The sequence below is a fragment of the Psychrobacillus sp. FSL K6-1267 genome, assembly GCF_038003265.1.
In the GTDB taxonomy this organism is placed as follows: Bacteria; Bacillota; Bacilli; order Bacillales_A; family Planococcaceae; genus Psychrobacillus; species Psychrobacillus faecigallinarum.
The window spans coordinates 1,528,411-1,546,441 of sequence record NZ_JBBOOR010000001.1 but is presented as its reverse complement, the minus strand read 5'-3'; the positions used below and the strand labels follow the sequence as shown (position 1 = coordinate 1,546,441).

Genomic DNA, 18,031 nt, shown 5'->3' with positions numbered 1-18,031 from the left:
GGTGAAAGGAGTCAAATTTAGGGTGAGTGGACTCTTATTTTAGTTGAATGGAGCTTATTTAAGTCCTAACATTCCCTTTAAATCCGCCATTTTAGTCTTAGAAAGTGGAACAGATGATTTTTCTGTATCATCTAGTACCAAGCTGTAGCTATTTCGTGTCCACGTAATAACTTCCCTCACTTTTTGTAAATTCACGATATATGAACGATGGCATCGGAAGAAACCAAAGGCTAATAATCTTTCTTCTAGATCATTTAATGTAAAGGAACAAGCAAAGCTTTCTCCTTTTATATGTAAATAAGTTTGTCCTTCTGTGCTTTCAATGTAATCTATCTCTGGAGGATCAAACAATACAATTTTTTCATTTACTTTAGTTGGTATTTTTTCAAAACGAATAGGCTGAATTAATTTCTCTTCCACTGATTCATCGGTTGTTGTAATCTTAGCGGTAGGTGACTCTATTTCTTTCACTTCCTCACTTTCTTCTTCCTTTGTGTGAATTGGATGAAGTCCTTTTTCATTTAATCGGTAAACGTTATCCGAGCAAGCAACCCCACTCTCCACTTGACCTGTTAATACTAATATAATTTTTTGCGCTAGACGAAGCTCTCTTAAAATGGATAAAAGAATACGTTTCGATTCAATATCTAAATTTTGATCAGGCTCTTCCATTATGTAAATGTCTGGACTGTGAATAAGTAACCATGCTAGCTGAACGCGTTTTCTTTCAGAATACGTTAAATTCATTAATTTTTTATTTTTTTGGGCACCAAGTTGTACGGAGTGCATGATTTTGTCTATTTGTTCAGGAGAGTTATATAGTTTTTTATAAAATTTTAAGTTTTCCAAGACCGTCAGTCGTTCATATCCTCCCTCATGCAAAAAGAAAAACCCAATTTTGTTTTCAGGAATATAATCAATTTTTCCATTAGATAATCTTGTTTTTCCTAACAAAGTATTTAACAGCTGCTCCTTCACATTAACAGTAGAAACAATGGCGGTAACCTCTCCTTGTATTATGTCTAAATTGAATTCAGGAAAGAGCACCATATCATTTGTATGTTTTTCTGCTTGTATAAATTTCAAAGTCATTAATAAATCCTCTATTCTATGTATTCTAATAACTATATTATACCAATATATTCATGTTTTTCTATATACAAACAAAAACCATGAGCCGTTTTAGGCCCATGGTTTTCCTTATAGTGTAACTACCTTTTTATTGTCTTTTTCTCGAGTAGCAAGTTGAATTGCTAACAGAATACCGAATAAAGCTAAGCCAGCCATATCTGAATAGCCTTCTGGGTAAATAAGCAATAGTCCTGCGAGAATTGCAAACAACCTTTCAACAGGATTCACTTTACGGTACCAATAACCAATCATACCAGCACTAATCGCTAGCATTCCAATGATGGCAGTAAAGGTCACCCATAACACTTGCCATAATGTTGTATCTATCATCAACAGGGTTGGCGAGAATACAATCATATATGGAATGATAAATGCGGCAATTGCCAACTTGGAGGACTGAATCCCCGTTTTAATTGGGTCACCACCCGATATTCCTGATGCAGCAAAGGCGGCTAAGGCAACCGGCGGTGTTATATCTGCGACTATCCCAAAATAAAATACGAAGAAATGTGCAGATAGTAAAACAACAATCGGAATTGCATTTTGCGCTGTATCTGGTGCTAGTAACGCAATGATTGCAGGCGCTGCAATAGTCGATGTGATAACATAGTTGGCAGTTGTTGGAGCTCCCATCCCTAGAATCAGGGAGGCAATCATTACAAAGAATAATGTAAGAATAATACTACCACCTGCAAGTTTAACAAGACTAGTTGCCAGACTTAGACCAAGACCTGTCTTTACAACAACTCCTACAATAATACCTGCACAAGCCGTAGCCGCAACTACACTAAGTGCTGTACGAGCTCCATCCACTAATGCATCCATTATTTCTTTAGGACCAAGGCGCGTGTCCTTATTAATCCAGCCGACTACGATACATGCCAGAATACCATATAATGCTGAATGAATTACAGGAACACCAACCATCATTAAAATTATGATTAAGAAAATAGGCAAGATTAAATAAATCTTCTTAAAAATCTCTTTACGATCCGGCATCTGTTCATCTGTCAACCCGCGCAAACCTAAACGCTTTGCTTCAAAGTGAGTCATAATCCAAATCCCAGTAAAGTATAGAAGTGCTGGTATAGCTGCTGCTTTGGCAATATCCCAGTATGTCACTCCACGTCCGATGAATTCAACCATCAAGAAAGCAGCAGCCCCCATGATTGGTGGCATTAATTGTCCACCAGTTGAAGAGGAGGCCTCAACTGCTCCAGCAAATTCTTTCTTGTATCCTAGAGATTTCATCATCGGAATCGTATACGCCCCTGATGTAACTACGTTTGCAACGGAGCTTCCTGAAATAGTCCCTTGTAGTGCAGATGAGAAAATCGCTACTTTTGCTGGACCACCAATGAGTTTTCCGGCTACTGCAACTGACAGATCATTAAAATATTGTCCAACCCCAGTTTTAACTAAAAAGGCTCCAAATAACAGGAACGCAAAAATATAAGTAGAGGAAACCGCTAAAGGTGTTCCTAAAATACCATCTGTAGAGAAAAACATTAAATTAACGATATTATCCAAACTTTGACCTCGATGAGCCATGAAGGCTGGGAAGTACTCCCCCAGATATGCATAAAGTAAAAATAATGCTGCTATAATAGTTATTGGTAAACCTACTGCTCGACGTGCAGCCTCTAAAACTAATATTATAGCAATTAAACCTACTATAAAATCTAACGTACCCAAACTTCCTAGGCTTTGGACAAGTCTTTCATAGTTTATAACCCAATAGCTCCCAACAAAAATCGCTCCCGCCCCTAATATGAAGTCATAAAAGGGAATTTTCGTTTTAGATAGTTTCTTTCGTGCAGGAAATAAAAGAAATACAAATAATAAACCAAATCCTAAATGGACAGTACGCTGAATTTGTGCAGGAAATTGCCCAAATATAGCAGTATAAAGCTGAAATAATGAAAATGCCAACAAGCCTATATAAATAAGGTATTTCAAGTTGCCACCTATACTACGCGTATTGGATTCTGGATCATATTTTTCTAAAAGAGCTTGTTGCTCCTCTATTGATAGCTCCTGAAAATTACTGGACTCAGTGTTTTGCTTCGTTTTGTCATCATGGTTTTCTTTCATTCAGGTTAACTCCTTTCATTACTTCTACTAAGGAAAGCTTTGTCACTTCGACTTTATAAGATTTCCCTTTTTTTAATTTTTCTTTTAAATCATATTTTTTTAATCCATATTTAAAATACAATTTATCCTTCACATCTCCGATAAACAAAGTAAAATGAGGCAAAACAACTGGTTCATCATTTGACAAAGTATATGTACCTTCTTTATAAATCAGAGTTTGCCCTTTTTCTGCATAACTTGGCATCCCAATTGCTACATCACTATACTCCATTGACTGTAATAGAATCTCACTGTCCATTATTTGATAGTTTTCAATCACATCTGTTTTATGTATAGTGTGAGTAAATACAATCTGAAAGTTATTTTCTTCGTTTATCAATAGATAATATGAAACTGGCGAATCTGTACGAGTTTCTGTAAACGAAAATGCAGGTATGAACGGTATAAAAATAAATATGACCGCTATCAGTATAAAGACAAATATTACTTTATTTTTCACAAAGTTTGAAACCTCACTTAACTAGAAAAGAGACTCGAAGCTGTACGCATCAGAGCCTCTTTTCACTAAACGTTACTTGTTCACTTCATCAAAGTATTTTTGTGCACCTGGATGAACATCTATACCAATACCATCAAGAGCTGTTTCTGCTTTGATAAACTCACCTTTTGCGTGACTGATCTTATCTGTGTTTCCATAAATGCCTTTAGTTATTTTGTAGACTAAATCTTCCGAAAGGTCTTTTTTAACTGCTAGCATCGCTAATACGGATACTGCTGGTACCTCATCTGCAAGACCATAAGTTCCTTTAGGCACTGCATCTACTGCATAATATGGATATTTTTCGATAAGTTCTTTTGCTTTGTCTTCACTTACTGGGATAATGTTAACTTTGTTTGTAGCATTTAAAGCCTCAACTGCTGATGTTGGATAACCAGCTGTAATAAAAGCTGCTTGAATTTGACCAGTCGATAAACCATCGGTAGATTCTCCAAAGTCCAAGTTTTGAGCTTGAATGTCATCTTCTATAGATAGACCATGAATTTCTAAAAGCTGCTCAGCGTTTGCGTAAGTCCCTGAACCAGGAGCCCCTACAGAAACCTTCTTACCTTTTAAATCCTCAAAAGAATTAATGCCTGAGTCTGCTAAGGTAACTAATTGTACAGTTTCTGGGTAAAGAGCGCCAAGAGCCACTACTGTATCTAACTTGTTTCCTTCGAACATTTCTGTGCCTTCAGTTCCATAATAAGCTATGTCAGTTTGTACGAAGGCAATATCTCCTTCTTCTTCCTGTAAAGCTGTCATATTCGCAGCAGATGCCTGAGATACTTCTGCAGTAGTTTTTATACCTGTCTCTTCAGAAACTAATTCAGCAAAAGTACCACCTAGTGGATAATACGTTCCTTGGGTCCCACCAGTTAGAATACTTAAAAATTTTGGATCTTTTGATTTTCCTGAGTCGTCACCTGATCCACTTCCTGACTCATCTGTTCCGCATGCTGCTAAAAAAAGTATTAGAAAAATACTTAAGACAGCTAACCATTTCATTTGTCTCTTTTTCATATTTTACAATTCCTCCCTTTTTATATAAAAATACCCCAATGTTCTCTATAATTCTATCACAATTTCTCATCACTTTGTCAATCAATTGCATAAATTCCGTCAATTCAACACAAGATAATACGAAATAACCTTAACGTAAGCTAAATTTTTCTCATATGATTGTAAAATGATACCAAACAAAAAACATACATTGTATCTTGTCGATACAATGTATGTTTTGTCGTTAATAATTATGAACAGCTATCGTAAGTAGTATTTTTTACTTTAGAGCCAGTTTCACCTCTAAGTAAATCTCCTTCGGTCGATTCAATAATTTGGTTAGTAACATTGTTAGAGATTGAATTAGCAACTAACTGTAACAAACTATTCACATCGCCTTGGGATTGCTTAAACTCTTGTACAATAGGAATATTGTCGATTTCTTCTTCTATTGCAGCAATTTTACCTTCAATCATCTTTAGTGCTTTTTCTTTACCAAGATGCTGGAAGTTAACCGCTTGTTTTTGTAGGCTCTTTAAGCTAGCAATTTTTTCACGAACGGATTGATTTTCATTAATTTGTGCTTCTGCACGTTTAAAGAAGTCAACCTCTTCCGTGTTTGCAATCATTGTAGCAATTTCTCTAGCCTTTTCAATAATATCGTCTCTAGTGTATTTAGTAGCCATTATATACCCACCTTTTCTTCAATTGTCGCTTCTACTAGTTCACCTGTCAGTGACCATGTTTTAGCATCTGTAATTCTGACTTTAACAAGCTGACCAATAATATCCTTCGGTCCAACGAAATTTACTAGCTTGCTTTTTCGAGTATATCCAGCAAGTACATCAGGGTTGTTTTTACTTTCCCCCTCTACTAATACCTCTACAATATCCCCTTCATGCTTTTTCATAGCAGTGGCAGACATTTCGTTTACTAAAGCATTTAAGCTTTGAAGTCGTTCTTTTTTAACTTCCATAGGCACATTATCAATCATTTTAGCTGCAGGTGTGCCTTCCCGTGGAGAATAAATATAAGTGTAAGCAATTTCAAATCCTACTTCTTTATAAAGAGAAAGCGTTTCCTCAAACTGCTCATCAGTTTCGTTAGGGAAACCAACAATAATATCAGTAGACAATGAAGCATTTGGAATAGCTGCCTTGATTTTTCTTACAAGCTCTAGGTAGTGTTCTCTTGTATATTTGCGAGCCATGATTTTAAGAATATCTGTTGAACCTGATTGAACTGGTAAATGAATATGCTCTACCAAATTTCCACCCTTTGCTAACACTTCGATTAAATGATCATCAAAATCTCTGGGATGACTAGTCATGAAGCGAATTCTTGCTACATCTATTTTTCTTAAATCATCCATCAAATCTCCAAAACGATAGTCTAAGTCAGTAAAATCTTTACCATAGGCGTTTACATTTTGACCTAGAAGGGTAATTTCTTTATATCCTTGAGCTGCCAAATGACGGATTTCTTGAATGATATCCTCTGGTCGACGGCTACGCTCCTTACCTCGTGTATAAGGTACGATGCAATATGTACAAAACTTATCACAACCATACATGATGTTTACCCATGCTTTAATAGATCCCTTACGCACACGTGGAAGGTTCTCGATTACATCTCCTTCTTTAGACCAAACTTCAATTACCATTTCTTTTGATAGGTATGCTTCGTTTAGAATATTAGGTAGACGATGAATATTATGTGTACCGAAAATCATATCTACTTGATCGTAGGTTTTTAATATTTTCTTCACAACTGATTCTTCCTGTGACATACAGCCACAAACACCAATAAGTAAATCAGGATTGCTTCTTCTTAAATGCTTTAAATGCCCAAGCTCACCAAATACTTTGTTTTCCGCATTTTCACGAATTGCACATGTATTTAGTAGAATGACGTTGGCATCTTCCACTGTGTTAGTCGGCTCATATCCCAATTGCATGAAAATACCAGCCATTACTTCTGTATCGTGCTCATTCATTTGACATCCGTAGGTACGTATATAAAATTTACGATTTTGTCCCATCCCTTTGAATTCATCTGCAATTGAAAAGTCGTTGTGGTAAGCCACTTCTTCTTTCCCACGTTTTTTTGCATCTTTTAAGGACGGGGGAGTGTAAACTGCTTGAAAATATTTACTATAATCTTTCTCCATTTTTTTTTCTGGAGAAGTAGTTTCTTTAATTTGAGTACTTTGTAAACGTGATTCCTCGTTCATAAGAACTCCCCTTTCTTTCATTCGCCAAAATCCGTATATCCATCCTATTATACTGAATAGTGCTCCATTGCTACAAGGTATTAAGCTTAAAAGTTCTTATTTAGACAAAATATATAAGGATTTTGAGGTTTATGTGATATTTTACATAGAATTAGATAGGCTTAGAGAAACTGGGATACGTTATTTGCTTATATATTTCCATATTATAAGATTTACATTACTTAGGGGTAGTTTTCAGCTATTTATGGGCGTCCCCTGTTATAGGAGCGCTTTTCTACTTTTTAGGGGAGTTCCACTTGTCTAGGAGCACTTTACTTCTATTTACGACACTTTCTCCTATTTTAGGGGCGGGTTTCTGCTATTTAGGGGCGCTTTTCTACTTTTTAGGGGCGTTCCACTGCTTTAGGAGCACTTTACTTCCATTTACGAGACACTTTATCCTACTTTAGGAGCGGGTTTCAGCTATTTATGGGCGCTTTTCTACTATTTATGGACGTTCCACTGATTTAGGAGCACTTTGCTTCTATGTACGAGACACTTTCGCCTATTTAGGGGCGGGTTCCAGCTATTTAGGGGCGCTTCTCTACTATTTATGGGCGTTCCACTGATTTAGGAGCACTTTGCTTCTATTTACGAGACACTATCACCCTACTTCAGGGGTCCAACACCACTTTACCACTGAATTTCTAGACAGAAACTATTCAAGCATGATTGATAAACCACAAATAAAAGGCTCCTAGACATTAAAAGTCCAGGAGCCTTCTGTTATTACATAAAGTCTTTTAACAATGTGCTAAATTCTTTTTCACTCATCTTCAAGTTTTGATCAACAAGTGGGGTTGGTGCATATCCTGGTACCTGTTCTTGGTAGGATGGTGCATTTTCGTCCTGATAGATAATACCTGTTACTAATCCTTCGTTTTCCATAACTACTCGTAGTGCTTCTTCACGATTAGTTGAATCGTATCCTTCCACGTTGGATAGCTTCGTTAAATGTTCTTTGAACCAGTCGTATGTGTTTACTTTGTTATAAGTAACACATGGGCTGAAAACATTAATAAAGGAGAAGCCTTTATGCTGAATACCAGCTTCGATGATAGCCGTCAGCTCTTTTATATCTGATGAAAAGCCCTGTGCAACAAATGTAGCTCCAGATGTAAGTGCCAGCTCAAGCGGCTTAACAGAAGGTTCTATTGCTCCGCCCGGTGTTGACTTCGTTTTAAATCCTTCTGCTGAACGAGGAGACGTTTGTCCCTTTGTTAATCCATAAATTTGATTGTCCATTACTACGTATGTTAAATCAATATTACGTCTAATCGAGTGAATCGTGTGCCCCATACCGATGGCAAATCCATCTCCGTCACCGCCAGATGCGATAACGTGTAAATCCTTATTGGCCATTTTTAACCCTTGGGCGATTGGTAGAGCTCTTCCGTGAATACCATGGAAGCCGTAAGAATGGATATATCCTGAGATACGTCCTGAACATCCAATTCCGGAGATTACTGCTAGATCATGCGGTTGGATGCCGACATTTGCTGCTGCGCGTTGTATAGCCGCTTGTACAGAAAAGTCACCACATCCCGGGCACCAGTTTGGTTTTACATTGTTACGAAAATCTTTAAATGTTACCATCTGTTAGCATCTCCTTTACTTGTTTTGCAAGGCTTAATGGAAAGAATGGGGTGCCGTCGTATTTTAAGACACTCACTATTTTGTCATGACCGCCAACATTCATTTTAATAATGTTCGCCAATTGTCCTGTTGCGTTATTTTCCACAACCACTACTTTTTTAGCCTTTGATACTAAAGGCTGCATTTCTGCTGTTGGGAAAGGGTGTATCAAGCGAATATGTGCATGGTTCACTTTAACTCCGTTTTCGTTTAACGTTTGTTGTAATTCCTCTAATACCCCGCGAGTAGAATTAAAGCCTACAAATAAAATATCTGCTTCTTCATGAGGAGCGTTGACATACACCGGTTGGTCGAAGTTAACGTAGTTCAGCTTTTTCATACGCTTATCCATTTGAGCCTTACGATTTAAGGCTGCCTCTGAAGGCTTACCAGTTTCGTCATGCTCTACCCCTGTTACGTGGTGGATAGCATGCTTCATGCCAGGTAATACACGAGGAGAAATACCATCCTCTGTTACTTCATAGCGTTTAAAGTAAGCCTTATCGTCAGTTTCTGGAAGCTCTTCATCAATCATTAAGCGACCGCGACGAATTTCAATTTTAGAATAATCAAAAGGCTCTACTGTTTGCTTACCAAGTGATAATTGTAAGTCCGAAAGAATAATTACCGGTAGTTGGAGCTCTTCTGCAATGTTAAATGCTTGTATCGTATCGTAGAACGCTTCCTCACCAGTACTTGGTGCAATAACAACCTTTGGAATCTCACCATGTGTGCCGTAGATCATTTGCATCAAATCGGACTGTTCTTGTTTTGTTGGTAATCCAGTAGATGGGCCACCACGTTGAGTATCCACCACCACTAATGGTTGTTCGGTCATACCTGATAATCCGATTGCCTCCATCATTAGAGACAAACCAGGACCTGCAGATGCAGTGAATGCACGTACACCACCATAGTTAGAACCAATTGCCATTGTTGCTGCAGCAATTTCATCCTCTGTTTGAATAACTGCTCCACCGAAAAGTGGTAGCTTTTTAATCATGTATTCCATTATTTCAGAGGCTGGTGTGATTGGATACGCTGCCATAAAGCGTACTCCAGCGGCTAATGCCCCCATAGCGATTGCATCGTTTCCAATCATGAATAGACGACGGTTGCCATCAGCAGGAGCTACCTCCCATTCTCCTAAACGGTCGCCAAGCTGCTGTGCCATAGTGTCATAGCCTTGTTGAATAGCTTGCATATTTTTTTCTACAACTTCTTGCCCTTTTTTACCAAAAATTTCATCGACAACGCTCTGGAATACTGCTTTGTCTAAGTTTAATAAAGCAGACGTTGCCCCAATTGCCACCATATTCTTCATAAGAGAAGTTCCAAGCTCAGAAGCAATCTCTGTAAAAGGTACGATATACATTGGTGCTAGACAGTCCTCTGGTGCCTCAGGTGAAAATTTAGCATCTGCTAGTATTACACTCTGTTCTGTAAGCTCTTTATAATTTACATCAATGGTTTCCTGATCGAACGCCACTAAAATATCTAAGTTATCTGGAATGGTACGTACTTGAGTAGGACGTACACAAATTTTATTGTTAGTATGTCCACCTTTAATTCGAGAAGAGAAATGACGGTATCCATATAAGTAGTATCCTAGGCGATTCATAGCCATAGAGAAAATCTCGCCCGTACTCTCAATACCTTCTCCTTGCTGCCCTCCTACTTTCCAAGAAAGCTGTTGCAACATATAAACATCTCCTTACTATTCTCTTTAAATGCTTTTTTCCTTCATTAGTTTATCACGAAGTAGGGATATTCACTATGTATTCCCTGTATTTTTATAGAATTTCAGACCTTTGACGGAAATGCTTCGTCACCAATTATTCAAAAAATTAGTACTGTATGTACTTTCCCCAAAATTTAAGCCGCCACTTATAATAAGTAGCGACTTTTTGAATAACTTATATAGAGTGCAAAGTCTCCTTATGGAGAACGATTTGCAACAATATATTATTTTGTTTTCTTTTCCACCAGTAATTTCAAAGCAGTTCGGTCTTCACCAGAGATAACAATATCTGTGAAAGCCGGGGAGCAAGTTAGGTCTGTGCCACTTGGAGCAACAAATCCTCTTGCTATAGCAATAGCTTTTATCGCTTGGTTTAATGCTCCTGCGCCTACTGCTTGCATTTCTGCATAACCTTGTTCTCTTATAACTGCAACTAATGCACCAGCAACTGAATTTGGGTTTGAACGAGAAGATACTTTTAAAGAATCCACTATCATTTCTCCTTTTATCGCTATATTTATGAACTTGCTTTCGTTCATAAACTAACTTATGCTCGGAAGAAATTATTTAGACATTTTTAAGCCTCAAATGGATAATCTTCGTTAATATAAATTCTTTCCTGATGTATCGCTTTACCTGTTTTGTTATCTACCTCTACGAAAAATCCACTTAGTACCGAACGCCCACTCTTTGGCACTTCAAAGCGAGTTGGCATATTTGTTTGAAAACGGTACAGGACATCTTCTTTTTTCATACCTAATACTTCGTCATAAGGTCCTGTCATCCCTACATCTGTAATATAAGCAGTACCACCAGGCAGAATACGAGAATCTGCTGTTTGTACATGTGTATGAGTACCAACAACGACAGATGCCTGTCCGTCTAAATGCCAGCCAAAAGCAATCTTTTCACTTGTCGCTTCTGCATGAAAGTCTACAAATACGATTGGCGATAGCTTTTTTGCTTCCTCTACCATTTCCGTTGCCATCTTAAATGGATCTTCATGCGGCGGCAAGAAGGTTCTGCCGTGCATATTGATAACTGAAATAGTATGACCGTTTTTCGTAACAGAGGTCATTCCTTTTCCAGGTGCCTCTTCTGAAAAATTAGCTGGGCGAATTAAATAATCTGTATCATCAATGAAATCCATAATTTCTTTTTGATCCCATGTATGATTTCCCATAGTTACTACATCTACCCCCATATGTAAAAGGGAGTTAAAAATATTTTTTGTAATGCCTCTACCTGCTGCTGCATTCTCTCCATTTGCAATTACTACATCTGGATTATATTTTCTTTTCAATCTTGGCAAGTAGCTTTCTAACGTATCTCTACCAACAGATCCAACAATGTCACCAATAAATAAAATTTTCATTATTTTAATAACTTCCCTTCACGAAAAAAAGGCTTCATTTTCGAAGCCTTTTAATTTCAATTTCATTTTTTCTTTATTTATTTTGCATACTCGACAGCTCTTGTTTCTCTGATTACTGTTACTTTAATGTGACCTGGATAATCGAGCTCTTCTTCAATTCGCTTACGGATATCTCTAGCCAAGCGATGTGCTGTAATGTCATCGATTTGGTCTGGACGTACCATTATGCGAATCTCTCTACCCGCTTGAATAGCAAAAGATTTTTCAACACCATCATATGATTCTGAAATCTCTTCTAACTTTTCTAGACGGCGAATATAGTTTTCCAATGTTTCACTTCTTGCACCTGGTCTTGCTGCGGATAATGCATCTGCAGCAGCTACTAATACCGCAATAACAGATGTAGCCTCTGTATCACCATGGTGGGAAGCGATACTGTTAATCACTACTGGATGTTCTTTATACTTTCTAGCAAGTTCTACACCAATTTCTACGTGACTACCTTCTACTTCATGGTCAATAGCTTTACCAATGTCATGTAGTAAGCCAGCACGTCTAGCTAATGTAACGTCTTCCCCTAGTTCAGCTGCTAATAGTCCAGCTAAATATGCAACCTCTGTGGAATGTTTTAGTACGTTTTGTCCGTAACTTGTACGGTATCTTAAACGACCTAAAATTTTCATCAAATCTGGGTGTAAATTATGAACACCTACGTCAAATGTAGTCTGTTCACCAATTTCACGAATTTGTTCATCTACTTCTCTTCTAGATTTCTCTACCATTTCTTCGATTCGAGCTGGATGGATACGTCCGTCTTGTACTAATTTTTCTAGAGCAAGTCGAGCAGTCTCTCTTCTAATAGGATCGAATCCAGAAAGAATAACAGCTTCTGGCGTATCATCAATGATCAAATCAATACCTGTTAATGTTTCTAACGTACGAATGTTTCGTCCTTCGCGTCCGATAATTCGCCCTTTCATCTCATCGTTTGGTAAATTTACAACTGACACAGTTGTTTCAGCAACATGATCTGCCGCAAATCTTTGCAAAGCAAGTGAAAGTATTTCTCTAGATTTTTTGTCAGCCTCTTCTTTGGCTCTTGTTTCTGACTCTTTAGTCATCACAGCAATATCGGTTGCTAGTTCGTTTTCTACCTCTTGAAGAATAATTGTTTTTGCTTCTTCTCGTGTTAACGTAGAAATACGTTGAAGCTCGCTTTGTTGCTTATCAACTAATTCATCCACTTCACTTTCCTTCTGTTCGATATGCTGTTGTCTTTGTGTTAGAGCATCTTCTTTACGCTCAAGACTTACTTCTCTCTTGTTTAGAGCATCATCTTTACGATCTAGGTTCTCTTCTCTTTGTAATAACCGATTTTCCTGTTTTTGCAGTTCCATGCGGCGTTCTCGGATGTCAGATTCAGCTTCATTTCGTAATTGGTGAGTTTCATCTTTGGCTTCTAATAGTGCTTCTTTCTTTAATGCTTCTGCTTCTCGCTTTGCTTCCTCTAAAATGAGCGCAGAAGATTGTTTTGCACCAGTCACTTTTGAATCATTCACTTTTTTCAGATAAGTGTAACCAACAGCGCCACCAACAAGTAGACCAAGCAAAGCGGAGATGATAATTTCCATCATTTCGAACACCCCCTATTGCTATACTTTTAAGTTTCAGTTGGCACAAATATGCAATAATTAGTGCATATTTGTACAGCCTTTTTATCATTTAATAAAGAAATTATACAATTTTAATTGTATAGATGTAGAAATACTCTGTCAAGGAAACGGGAGAATATTATTAGTTTTAGGGGAGGGGGGTCTTCATATTATAAAGAGCAAAAGAAAAGTATAGGGTGATTTTGGGTAAATACTTTTTTATTGATATTATGATATGTGATAGATATGGTTAATTTTTACTTCAGATGGACGCTTTTCACAAGGAAGCATAACCCTTCTCCTTCGATTATTGCCATTGTATGATAGCTTATCTTTCTCACCAACAACAACCAAGAGTCTTCACCTAAAAAGTCGTTTGGATCAAACTTACTCATTATATAAAGCTATCAAATAATATTTTCCTTGAAAAATGAATAATAGATGAATATACATTTTCCACCGTAGGTATGATATGCCATCCCGGGGTTCTCAGCTTTAAACTTTATTTTAAAAAAAGGTATCAAGAGATAGACTCTTAATACCTTTTGTAATTCTTCCCTAAAAGAAGCTTAACTTTTTATTTTTCATCATCTAAAAGTAGCTCGAATTCGCCGTCTTCTTCCTCTTGTTCATGTGCCGCAATAACAAATGAATTTGAAGTCATTCCTAAAGATTGACGAATTTTTGATGCGATTTCGTCTTTAATAGCAGGATTTTCCTTCAAGAATTGTTTAGCGTTTTCTCGCCCTTGACCTATGCGTTCTTCATTGTATGCATACCAAGAACCGCTTTTTTGGATAATATCGTATTCAGAACCTATGTCGACGATTTCTCCTTCTTGAGAAATCCCTTCTCCATACATAATGTCTACTTCTGCAGTTTTAAATGGTGGAGCTACTTTATTTTTTACTACTTTAATTTTTGTTTTGTTACCCATAATGTCAGTACCTTGTTTAATAGCTTCTGCACGTCTTACTTCCAAGCGAACGGAACTATAGAATTTAAGCGCACGACCACCTGGTGTTACCTCTGGGTTACCAAACATTACGCCTACTTTTTCACGAATCTGGTTGATGAAAATAGCTATCGTGTTAGATTTGTTAATAACACCAGAAAGCTTACGCAAAGCCTGAGACATTAAGCGAGCTTGAAGACCGATATGAGAATCTCCCATTTCCCCTTCTATCTCTGCTTTTGGTACTAAAGCTGCTACGGAATCAATAACTATGATTTCAACCGCACCACTGCGAACTAGAGCTTCTGCGATTTCAAGGGCTTGCTCTCCAGTGTCAGGTTGAGATAATAATAATTCATCGATATTAACGCCTAGTTTTTGTGCATAGACAGGGTCCAATGCATGCTCAGCATCAATAAATGCTGCTTGGCCACCAGTTTTTTGAATTTCTGCAATTGCGTGAAGAGCTACTGTTGTTTTACCTGAGCTTTCAGGTCCATAGATTTCAATAATACGGCCACGTGGATATCCGCCTATTCCAAGAGCTGCATCCAAAGCTAGGGAACCACTTGAAGAAGTGGAGATTTCACGGTCTGTTTTCTCTCCTAGCTTCATAACTGAACCTTTCCCAAATTGCTTCTCTATTTGTTTTAAAGCCATTTCTAACGCTGCTTTACGATCATTAGCCAAATGTATTTCCTCCTAGAAACTATCATTTTTTTTACTATCTTTAGTATACTCGGTCTTTGAGAAATTTACAAGAAAAAAGCGAACGTCTATTCGTTTATTTATTAAGACTATCATAATTTGATAGGAAAAAACAGCTCAAAATAGTATTTTGGGCCGTTTTTTATAGTCAAAATTATATTTTTGAAAGTCCCTCTTCTCTGAGTAAACGAATAAGATAATGGATTGCAAATTTCACAGTTCTTAATCTATTCGTGTTTCTCATGCCAGAAAGATTCAATTTATAGGAAATTGGCGCAACGTCCCCATAGGCAATTCCAATCCAAACCGTACCGGCCGGTTGGTCGCCATGTCCGTCTGGACCTGCAGCTCCAGTGATACCTACACCAATTGTTGTATTAAATTTCTCTTTAACACGGATTGCCATCTCCTCGGCAACCTGACTAGAGACTACACTGTGTTCATCAATGGTTTCCTTCTTAACACCTAGTTGATTGATTTTTACTTCTTCAGTGTAAGTGATAACACCACCTACTAGCGCAACCCCCATTCCCGGGACCGCTGCCAACTCCGATTGGAAAAGACCTGCCGTCATACTTTCTGCAGCAGATATTGTTAGTTCATTGTCAATTAAAATATCTCTTAACTTCGAGGCAAGTGATTCGTTATTATAGCCATACACATATTTACCGACACGGTTTAAAATTTCAGCCTGTAGCATTTCAATGCTTTTCCATGCTTCTTCCTCAGTGTCTGCTTTCGCAGTAAGTCTTAACGTTACCTCTCCATCAGAAGCCAAAGGAGCTAAAGTTGGATTTGTTTGATTGTCTAACAAGTCTTGGACCTGTGTCTCTAACTCTGCTTCTCCTATTCCATAAAAGCGTATTACATGAGACATAATAACGTTTTCTTTATACAACAACTTAGGTAGTAGTGGCTTAGCCTCAAATTGGAACATCGGTTCCAATTCCTTTGGGGGCCCAGGTAATAACATATATGCATGGTTCTCTGTTGAAAGAAGCATTCCTGGAGCCATCCCATGCTTGTTTTCCAAGACTGTACAGCCTTCTAAAACCAGCGCTTGTTTTTTGTTATTCTCAGTCATCATTCTTCCTGATCTTTTAAAGAAATCTTCTATATACATAATCGCGTGATCATCAAGTACAAGATTTTTGTTAAGGTGTTTAGCAATTGTTTCTTTTGTTAGGTCGTCCTTAGTAGGCCCTAAACCTCCTGAAAAAATAATTAGGTCTGCTCGTTCTTCTGCGATTTTGATGGAGTCTAATAACCGATTGGGATTATCTCCAACTACCGTATGGTAATATACGTCTATCCCTAACTCCGCGAGCTGGGAAGATATGAATCGGGCATTTGTATTAGAAATCTGACCTAATAATAGCTCTGAACCTACCGCAATAATCTCTGCTTTCATTCCTATACTTCCTTCCTACTTTGAGTCAAGTAACACTTTACGATTCAAATAGAAATAATCAAATCCCGACCATACTGTGAAGAATAGACAAACATACAGCATAATCATATCGAATGGGAAGTTGAACATTTCAAAGAATACATTTCCTAATAGTAAGGATGAAATCGCAATTATTTGTGTCCACATTTTTATCTTGCCAAGCTGGTTTGCCGCCACTACCTCTCCAGTATTAGCTAAAATTAATCGTAGTCCAGTCACGGCAAATTCGCGGCTGATAATTAATATAACTACCCAAGCTGGTGCAACTCCAAACTGAACAAGAATTATTAATGCTGCTGACACAAGCAATTTATCTGCTAATGGGTCCAAAAATTTACCCATATTAGTTACTAAATTATATTTTCGAGCGTAATAGCCATCGATAAAGTCAGTAATAGAGGCGATAATAAAAATAATTGCACCTATTAGATGATTGGTTGGAATTGTTGCACCTAAAAAGCTAACTTCTCCCCAGTTAAAGTCTACTAGCATAAAAATCATAAAAATTGGGATTAAAAAAATTCGAAACATAGAAATTCTATTTGGTATATTCATTTTGAAAAACTCCTTTCATCTTTCAAACAAAATAGCCATCTCATCGATGACTATTTGTTGAACTGTATAACTAAATTTTGTGGGCTTTTATCCGTTGGAAATTCTACTAACTGGTCATTAATATATACCTCGCTGATTGGAACATCCCCAACACGAACACGGATTTGGGACTTATCTGTTACATCCAATTCGTATGGAGTCCCTGAATTGACCCAGCTATCATATAATTTATTACTATCCTGATCTTTTAAGTTTAACCAAGTTTTAGCACTATTAGCCACAACTTTAAGCTTAAAAGTCTCTGAACCGCTGACAGTATAAGTAGTAGTTTCTCCCGCGGTTCCCACTAAGGTAACCACTTGCTCAGGTGTAGGTTTCTCTGCCTCTTCCTCTTCCTCCACTACTGCCTCTTTTTCCTTTTCTTCCTCTTCGTTATCTACTGCTGTTTGATCAGTTGAAGGACGGTTCGTTTCTAGTGTTACATTTTCTTCAGTTTTCAATTCACTTGAATCGTCTGCTTCAGGCGAATTCTGTCTTAATACCCATACAATCACAATAATCGCTACAATAAACAATGCAACTATAATCATCGGCACTATCTCCATAAACTTATTCGAAGATCGCCCACCTAAGGTTCTTCTTGATGGTGTAGTTGGTATGCTTTTAGCAACTTCCTCATTTGCAGGGCTTGGAATTTCTGCTTTGTAAGTTTCTAAAAGTTCATCGCCATTTAAGCCGACAGCTTCTGCATATTGCTTAATAAAAGCTCTTACATAAAAGGCTCCTGGCATTGTTGAATAGTTTCCTTCTTCAATATTCGCCAAATATCTTTTTTGTATTTTAGTTATTTCTTGTAAATCCTCAATACTATAGCCTTTTGCTATTCTCGCTTCTTTTAAGCGAGTTCCAAGTTCAGTCATATA

Annotated in this window: 15 protein-coding genes; all 15 read right to left on the bottom strand. The window is 37.5% G+C overall.

Going from position 1 to position 18,031, the window contains the following annotated elements; all coding sequences use genetic code 11:
* Nucleotides 1–54: 54 nt before the first annotated feature.
* The 15 genes from MHB55_RS07520 to MHB55_RS07450 all read right to left on the bottom strand — a co-directional run bounded on the left by MHB55_RS07520 (nucleotide 55) and on the right by MHB55_RS07450 (nucleotide 18,028).
* A complete protein-coding gene (locus MHB55_RS07520) occupies nucleotides 55–1,092 on the bottom strand; it encodes a LytTR family transcriptional regulator DNA-binding domain-containing protein (RefSeq protein ID WP_144538125.1) in 1,038 nt (345 codons plus the stop codon).
* A 108-nt stretch (nucleotides 1,093–1,200) separates the two neighbouring features.
* The gene (locus tag MHB55_RS07515) at nucleotides 1,201–3,225 is read right to left on the bottom strand and encodes a TRAP transporter permease (RefSeq protein WP_144538124.1); all 2,025 of its coding nucleotides are present in this window, start codon (nucleotides 3,223–3,225) and stop codon (nucleotides 1,201–1,203) included.
* Nucleotides 3,209–3,724, bottom strand: coding sequence for a DUF1850 domain-containing protein (locus MHB55_RS07510; protein ID WP_340862900.1), 516 nt, complete (start codon nucleotides 3,722–3,724; stop codon nucleotides 3,209–3,211). Before MHB55_RS07510 ends, MHB55_RS07515 begins: the two co-directional genes overlap by 17 nt.
* 72 nt (nucleotides 3,725–3,796) lie before the next feature.
* The gene (locus MHB55_RS07505; RefSeq protein WP_151110482.1) at nucleotides 3,797–4,786 is read right to left on the bottom strand and encodes a TAXI family TRAP transporter solute-binding subunit; all 990 of its coding nucleotides are present in this window, start codon (nucleotides 4,784–4,786) and stop codon (nucleotides 3,797–3,799) included.
* 230 nt (nucleotides 4,787–5,016) lie between these two features.
* Nucleotides 5,017–5,451 carry a RicAFT regulatory complex protein RicA family protein gene (locus MHB55_RS07500; RefSeq protein WP_144538122.1) on the bottom strand — a complete coding sequence of 145 codons (435 nt, stop codon included), beginning with the start codon at nucleotides 5,449–5,451 and terminating at the stop codon, nucleotides 5,017–5,019.
* A complete protein-coding gene (miaB, locus tag MHB55_RS07495; protein ID WP_340862899.1) occupies nucleotides 5,451–6,998 on the bottom strand; it encodes a tRNA (N6-isopentenyl adenosine(37)-C2)-methylthiotransferase MiaB in 1,548 nt (515 codons plus the stop codon). Before miaB ends, MHB55_RS07500 begins: the two co-directional genes overlap by 1 nt.
* Nucleotides 6,999–7,766: 768 nt before the next feature.
* On the bottom strand, nucleotides 7,767–8,633 hold the full coding sequence (locus tag MHB55_RS07490; RefSeq protein WP_144538120.1) for a 2-oxoacid:ferredoxin oxidoreductase subunit beta: 867 nt from the start codon (nucleotides 8,631–8,633) through the stop codon (nucleotides 7,767–7,769).
* Nucleotides 8,620–10,374 (bottom strand): 2-oxoacid:acceptor oxidoreductase subunit alpha, encoded by a 1,755-nt coding sequence (locus tag MHB55_RS07485; RefSeq protein WP_340862898.1) that lies wholly within the window; start codon nucleotides 10,372–10,374, stop codon nucleotides 8,620–8,622. Before MHB55_RS07485 ends, MHB55_RS07490 begins: the two co-directional genes overlap by 14 nt.
* A 263-nt stretch (nucleotides 10,375–10,637) precedes the next feature.
* The gene (locus tag MHB55_RS07480; RefSeq protein WP_144538118.1) at nucleotides 10,638–10,904 is read right to left on the bottom strand and encodes a stage V sporulation protein S; all 267 of its coding nucleotides are present in this window, start codon (nucleotides 10,902–10,904) and stop codon (nucleotides 10,638–10,640) included.
* An 86-nt stretch (nucleotides 10,905–10,990) separates the two neighbouring features.
* Nucleotides 10,991–11,788 carry a TIGR00282 family metallophosphoesterase gene (locus MHB55_RS07475; RefSeq protein ID WP_144538117.1) on the bottom strand — a complete coding sequence of 266 codons (798 nt, stop codon included), beginning with the start codon at nucleotides 11,786–11,788 and terminating at the stop codon, nucleotides 10,991–10,993.
* A 77-nt stretch (nucleotides 11,789–11,865) separates the two neighbouring features.
* Entirely contained in the window at nucleotides 11,866–13,419 is a 1,554-nt protein-coding gene (gene rny / locus MHB55_RS07470) for a ribonuclease Y (RefSeq protein ID WP_144538257.1), read from the bottom strand.
* A 598-nt stretch (nucleotides 13,420–14,017) separates the two neighbouring features.
* A complete protein-coding gene (gene recA / locus MHB55_RS07465; protein ID WP_225215853.1) occupies nucleotides 14,018–15,085 on the bottom strand; it encodes a recombinase RecA in 1,068 nt (355 codons plus the stop codon).
* Between the two features lie 172 nt (nucleotides 15,086–15,257).
* A complete protein-coding gene (locus MHB55_RS07460) occupies nucleotides 15,258–16,514 on the bottom strand; it encodes a competence/damage-inducible protein A (protein WP_154311089.1) in 1,257 nt (418 codons plus the stop codon).
* Between the two features lie 15 nt (nucleotides 16,515–16,529).
* Nucleotides 16,530–17,108: a CDP-diacylglycerol--glycerol-3-phosphate 3-phosphatidyltransferase gene (gene pgsA, locus MHB55_RS07455; RefSeq protein ID WP_144538115.1), complete on the bottom strand. Its 579-nt coding sequence runs from the start codon at nucleotides 17,106–17,108 to the stop codon at nucleotides 16,530–16,532.
* A 50-nt stretch (nucleotides 17,109–17,158) separates the two neighbouring features.
* On the bottom strand, nucleotides 17,159–18,028 hold the full coding sequence (locus MHB55_RS07450) for a helix-turn-helix domain-containing protein (RefSeq protein WP_154311090.1): 870 nt from the start codon (nucleotides 18,026–18,028) through the stop codon (nucleotides 17,159–17,161).
* Nucleotides 18,029–18,031: the final 3 nt, after the last annotated feature.

Excerpts from the sequence above, each read along its gene's own strand:
- MHB55_RS07520 (WP_144538125.1), bottom strand. The coding sequence starts at position 1,092 with ATGACTTTGAAATTTATACAAGCAGAAAAACATACAAATGATATGGTG.
- MHB55_RS07515 (WP_144538124.1), bottom strand. The coding sequence starts at position 3,225 with ATGAAAGAAAACCATGATGACAAAACGAAGCAAAACACTGAGTCCAGT.
- MHB55_RS07505 (WP_151110482.1), bottom strand. The coding sequence starts at position 4,786 with ATGAAAAAGAGACAAATGAAATGGTTAGCTGTCTTAAGTATTTTTCTA.
- MHB55_RS07500 (WP_144538122.1), bottom strand. The coding sequence starts at position 5,451 with ATGGCTACTAAATACACTAGAGACGATATTATTGAAAAGGCTAGAGAA.
- miaB (WP_340862899.1), bottom strand. The coding sequence starts at position 6,998 with ATGAACGAGGAATCACGTTTACAAAGTACTCAAATTAAAGAAACTACT.
- MHB55_RS07490 (WP_144538120.1), bottom strand. The coding sequence starts at position 8,633 with ATGGTAACATTTAAAGATTTTCGTAACAATGTAAAACCAAACTGGTGC.
- MHB55_RS07485 (WP_340862898.1), bottom strand. The coding sequence starts at position 10,374 with ATGTTGCAACAGCTTTCTTGGAAAGTAGGAGGGCAGCAAGGAGAAGGT.
- MHB55_RS07475 (WP_144538117.1), bottom strand. The coding sequence starts at position 11,788 with ATGAAAATTTTATTTATTGGTGACATTGTTGGATCTGTTGGTAGAGAT.
- rny (WP_144538257.1), bottom strand. The coding sequence starts at position 13,419 with ATGGAAATTATCATCTCCGCTTTGCTTGGTCTACTTGTTGGTGGCGCT.
- MHB55_RS07460 (WP_154311089.1), bottom strand. The coding sequence starts at position 16,514 with ATGAAAGCAGAGATTATTGCGGTAGGTTCAGAGCTATTATTAGGTCAG.
- pgsA (WP_144538115.1), bottom strand. The coding sequence starts at position 17,108 with ATGAATATACCAAATAGAATTTCTATGTTTCGAATTTTTTTAATCCCA.
- MHB55_RS07450 (WP_154311090.1), bottom strand. The coding sequence starts at position 18,028 with ATGACTGAACTTGGAACTCGCTTAAAAGAAGCGAGAATAGCAAAAGGC.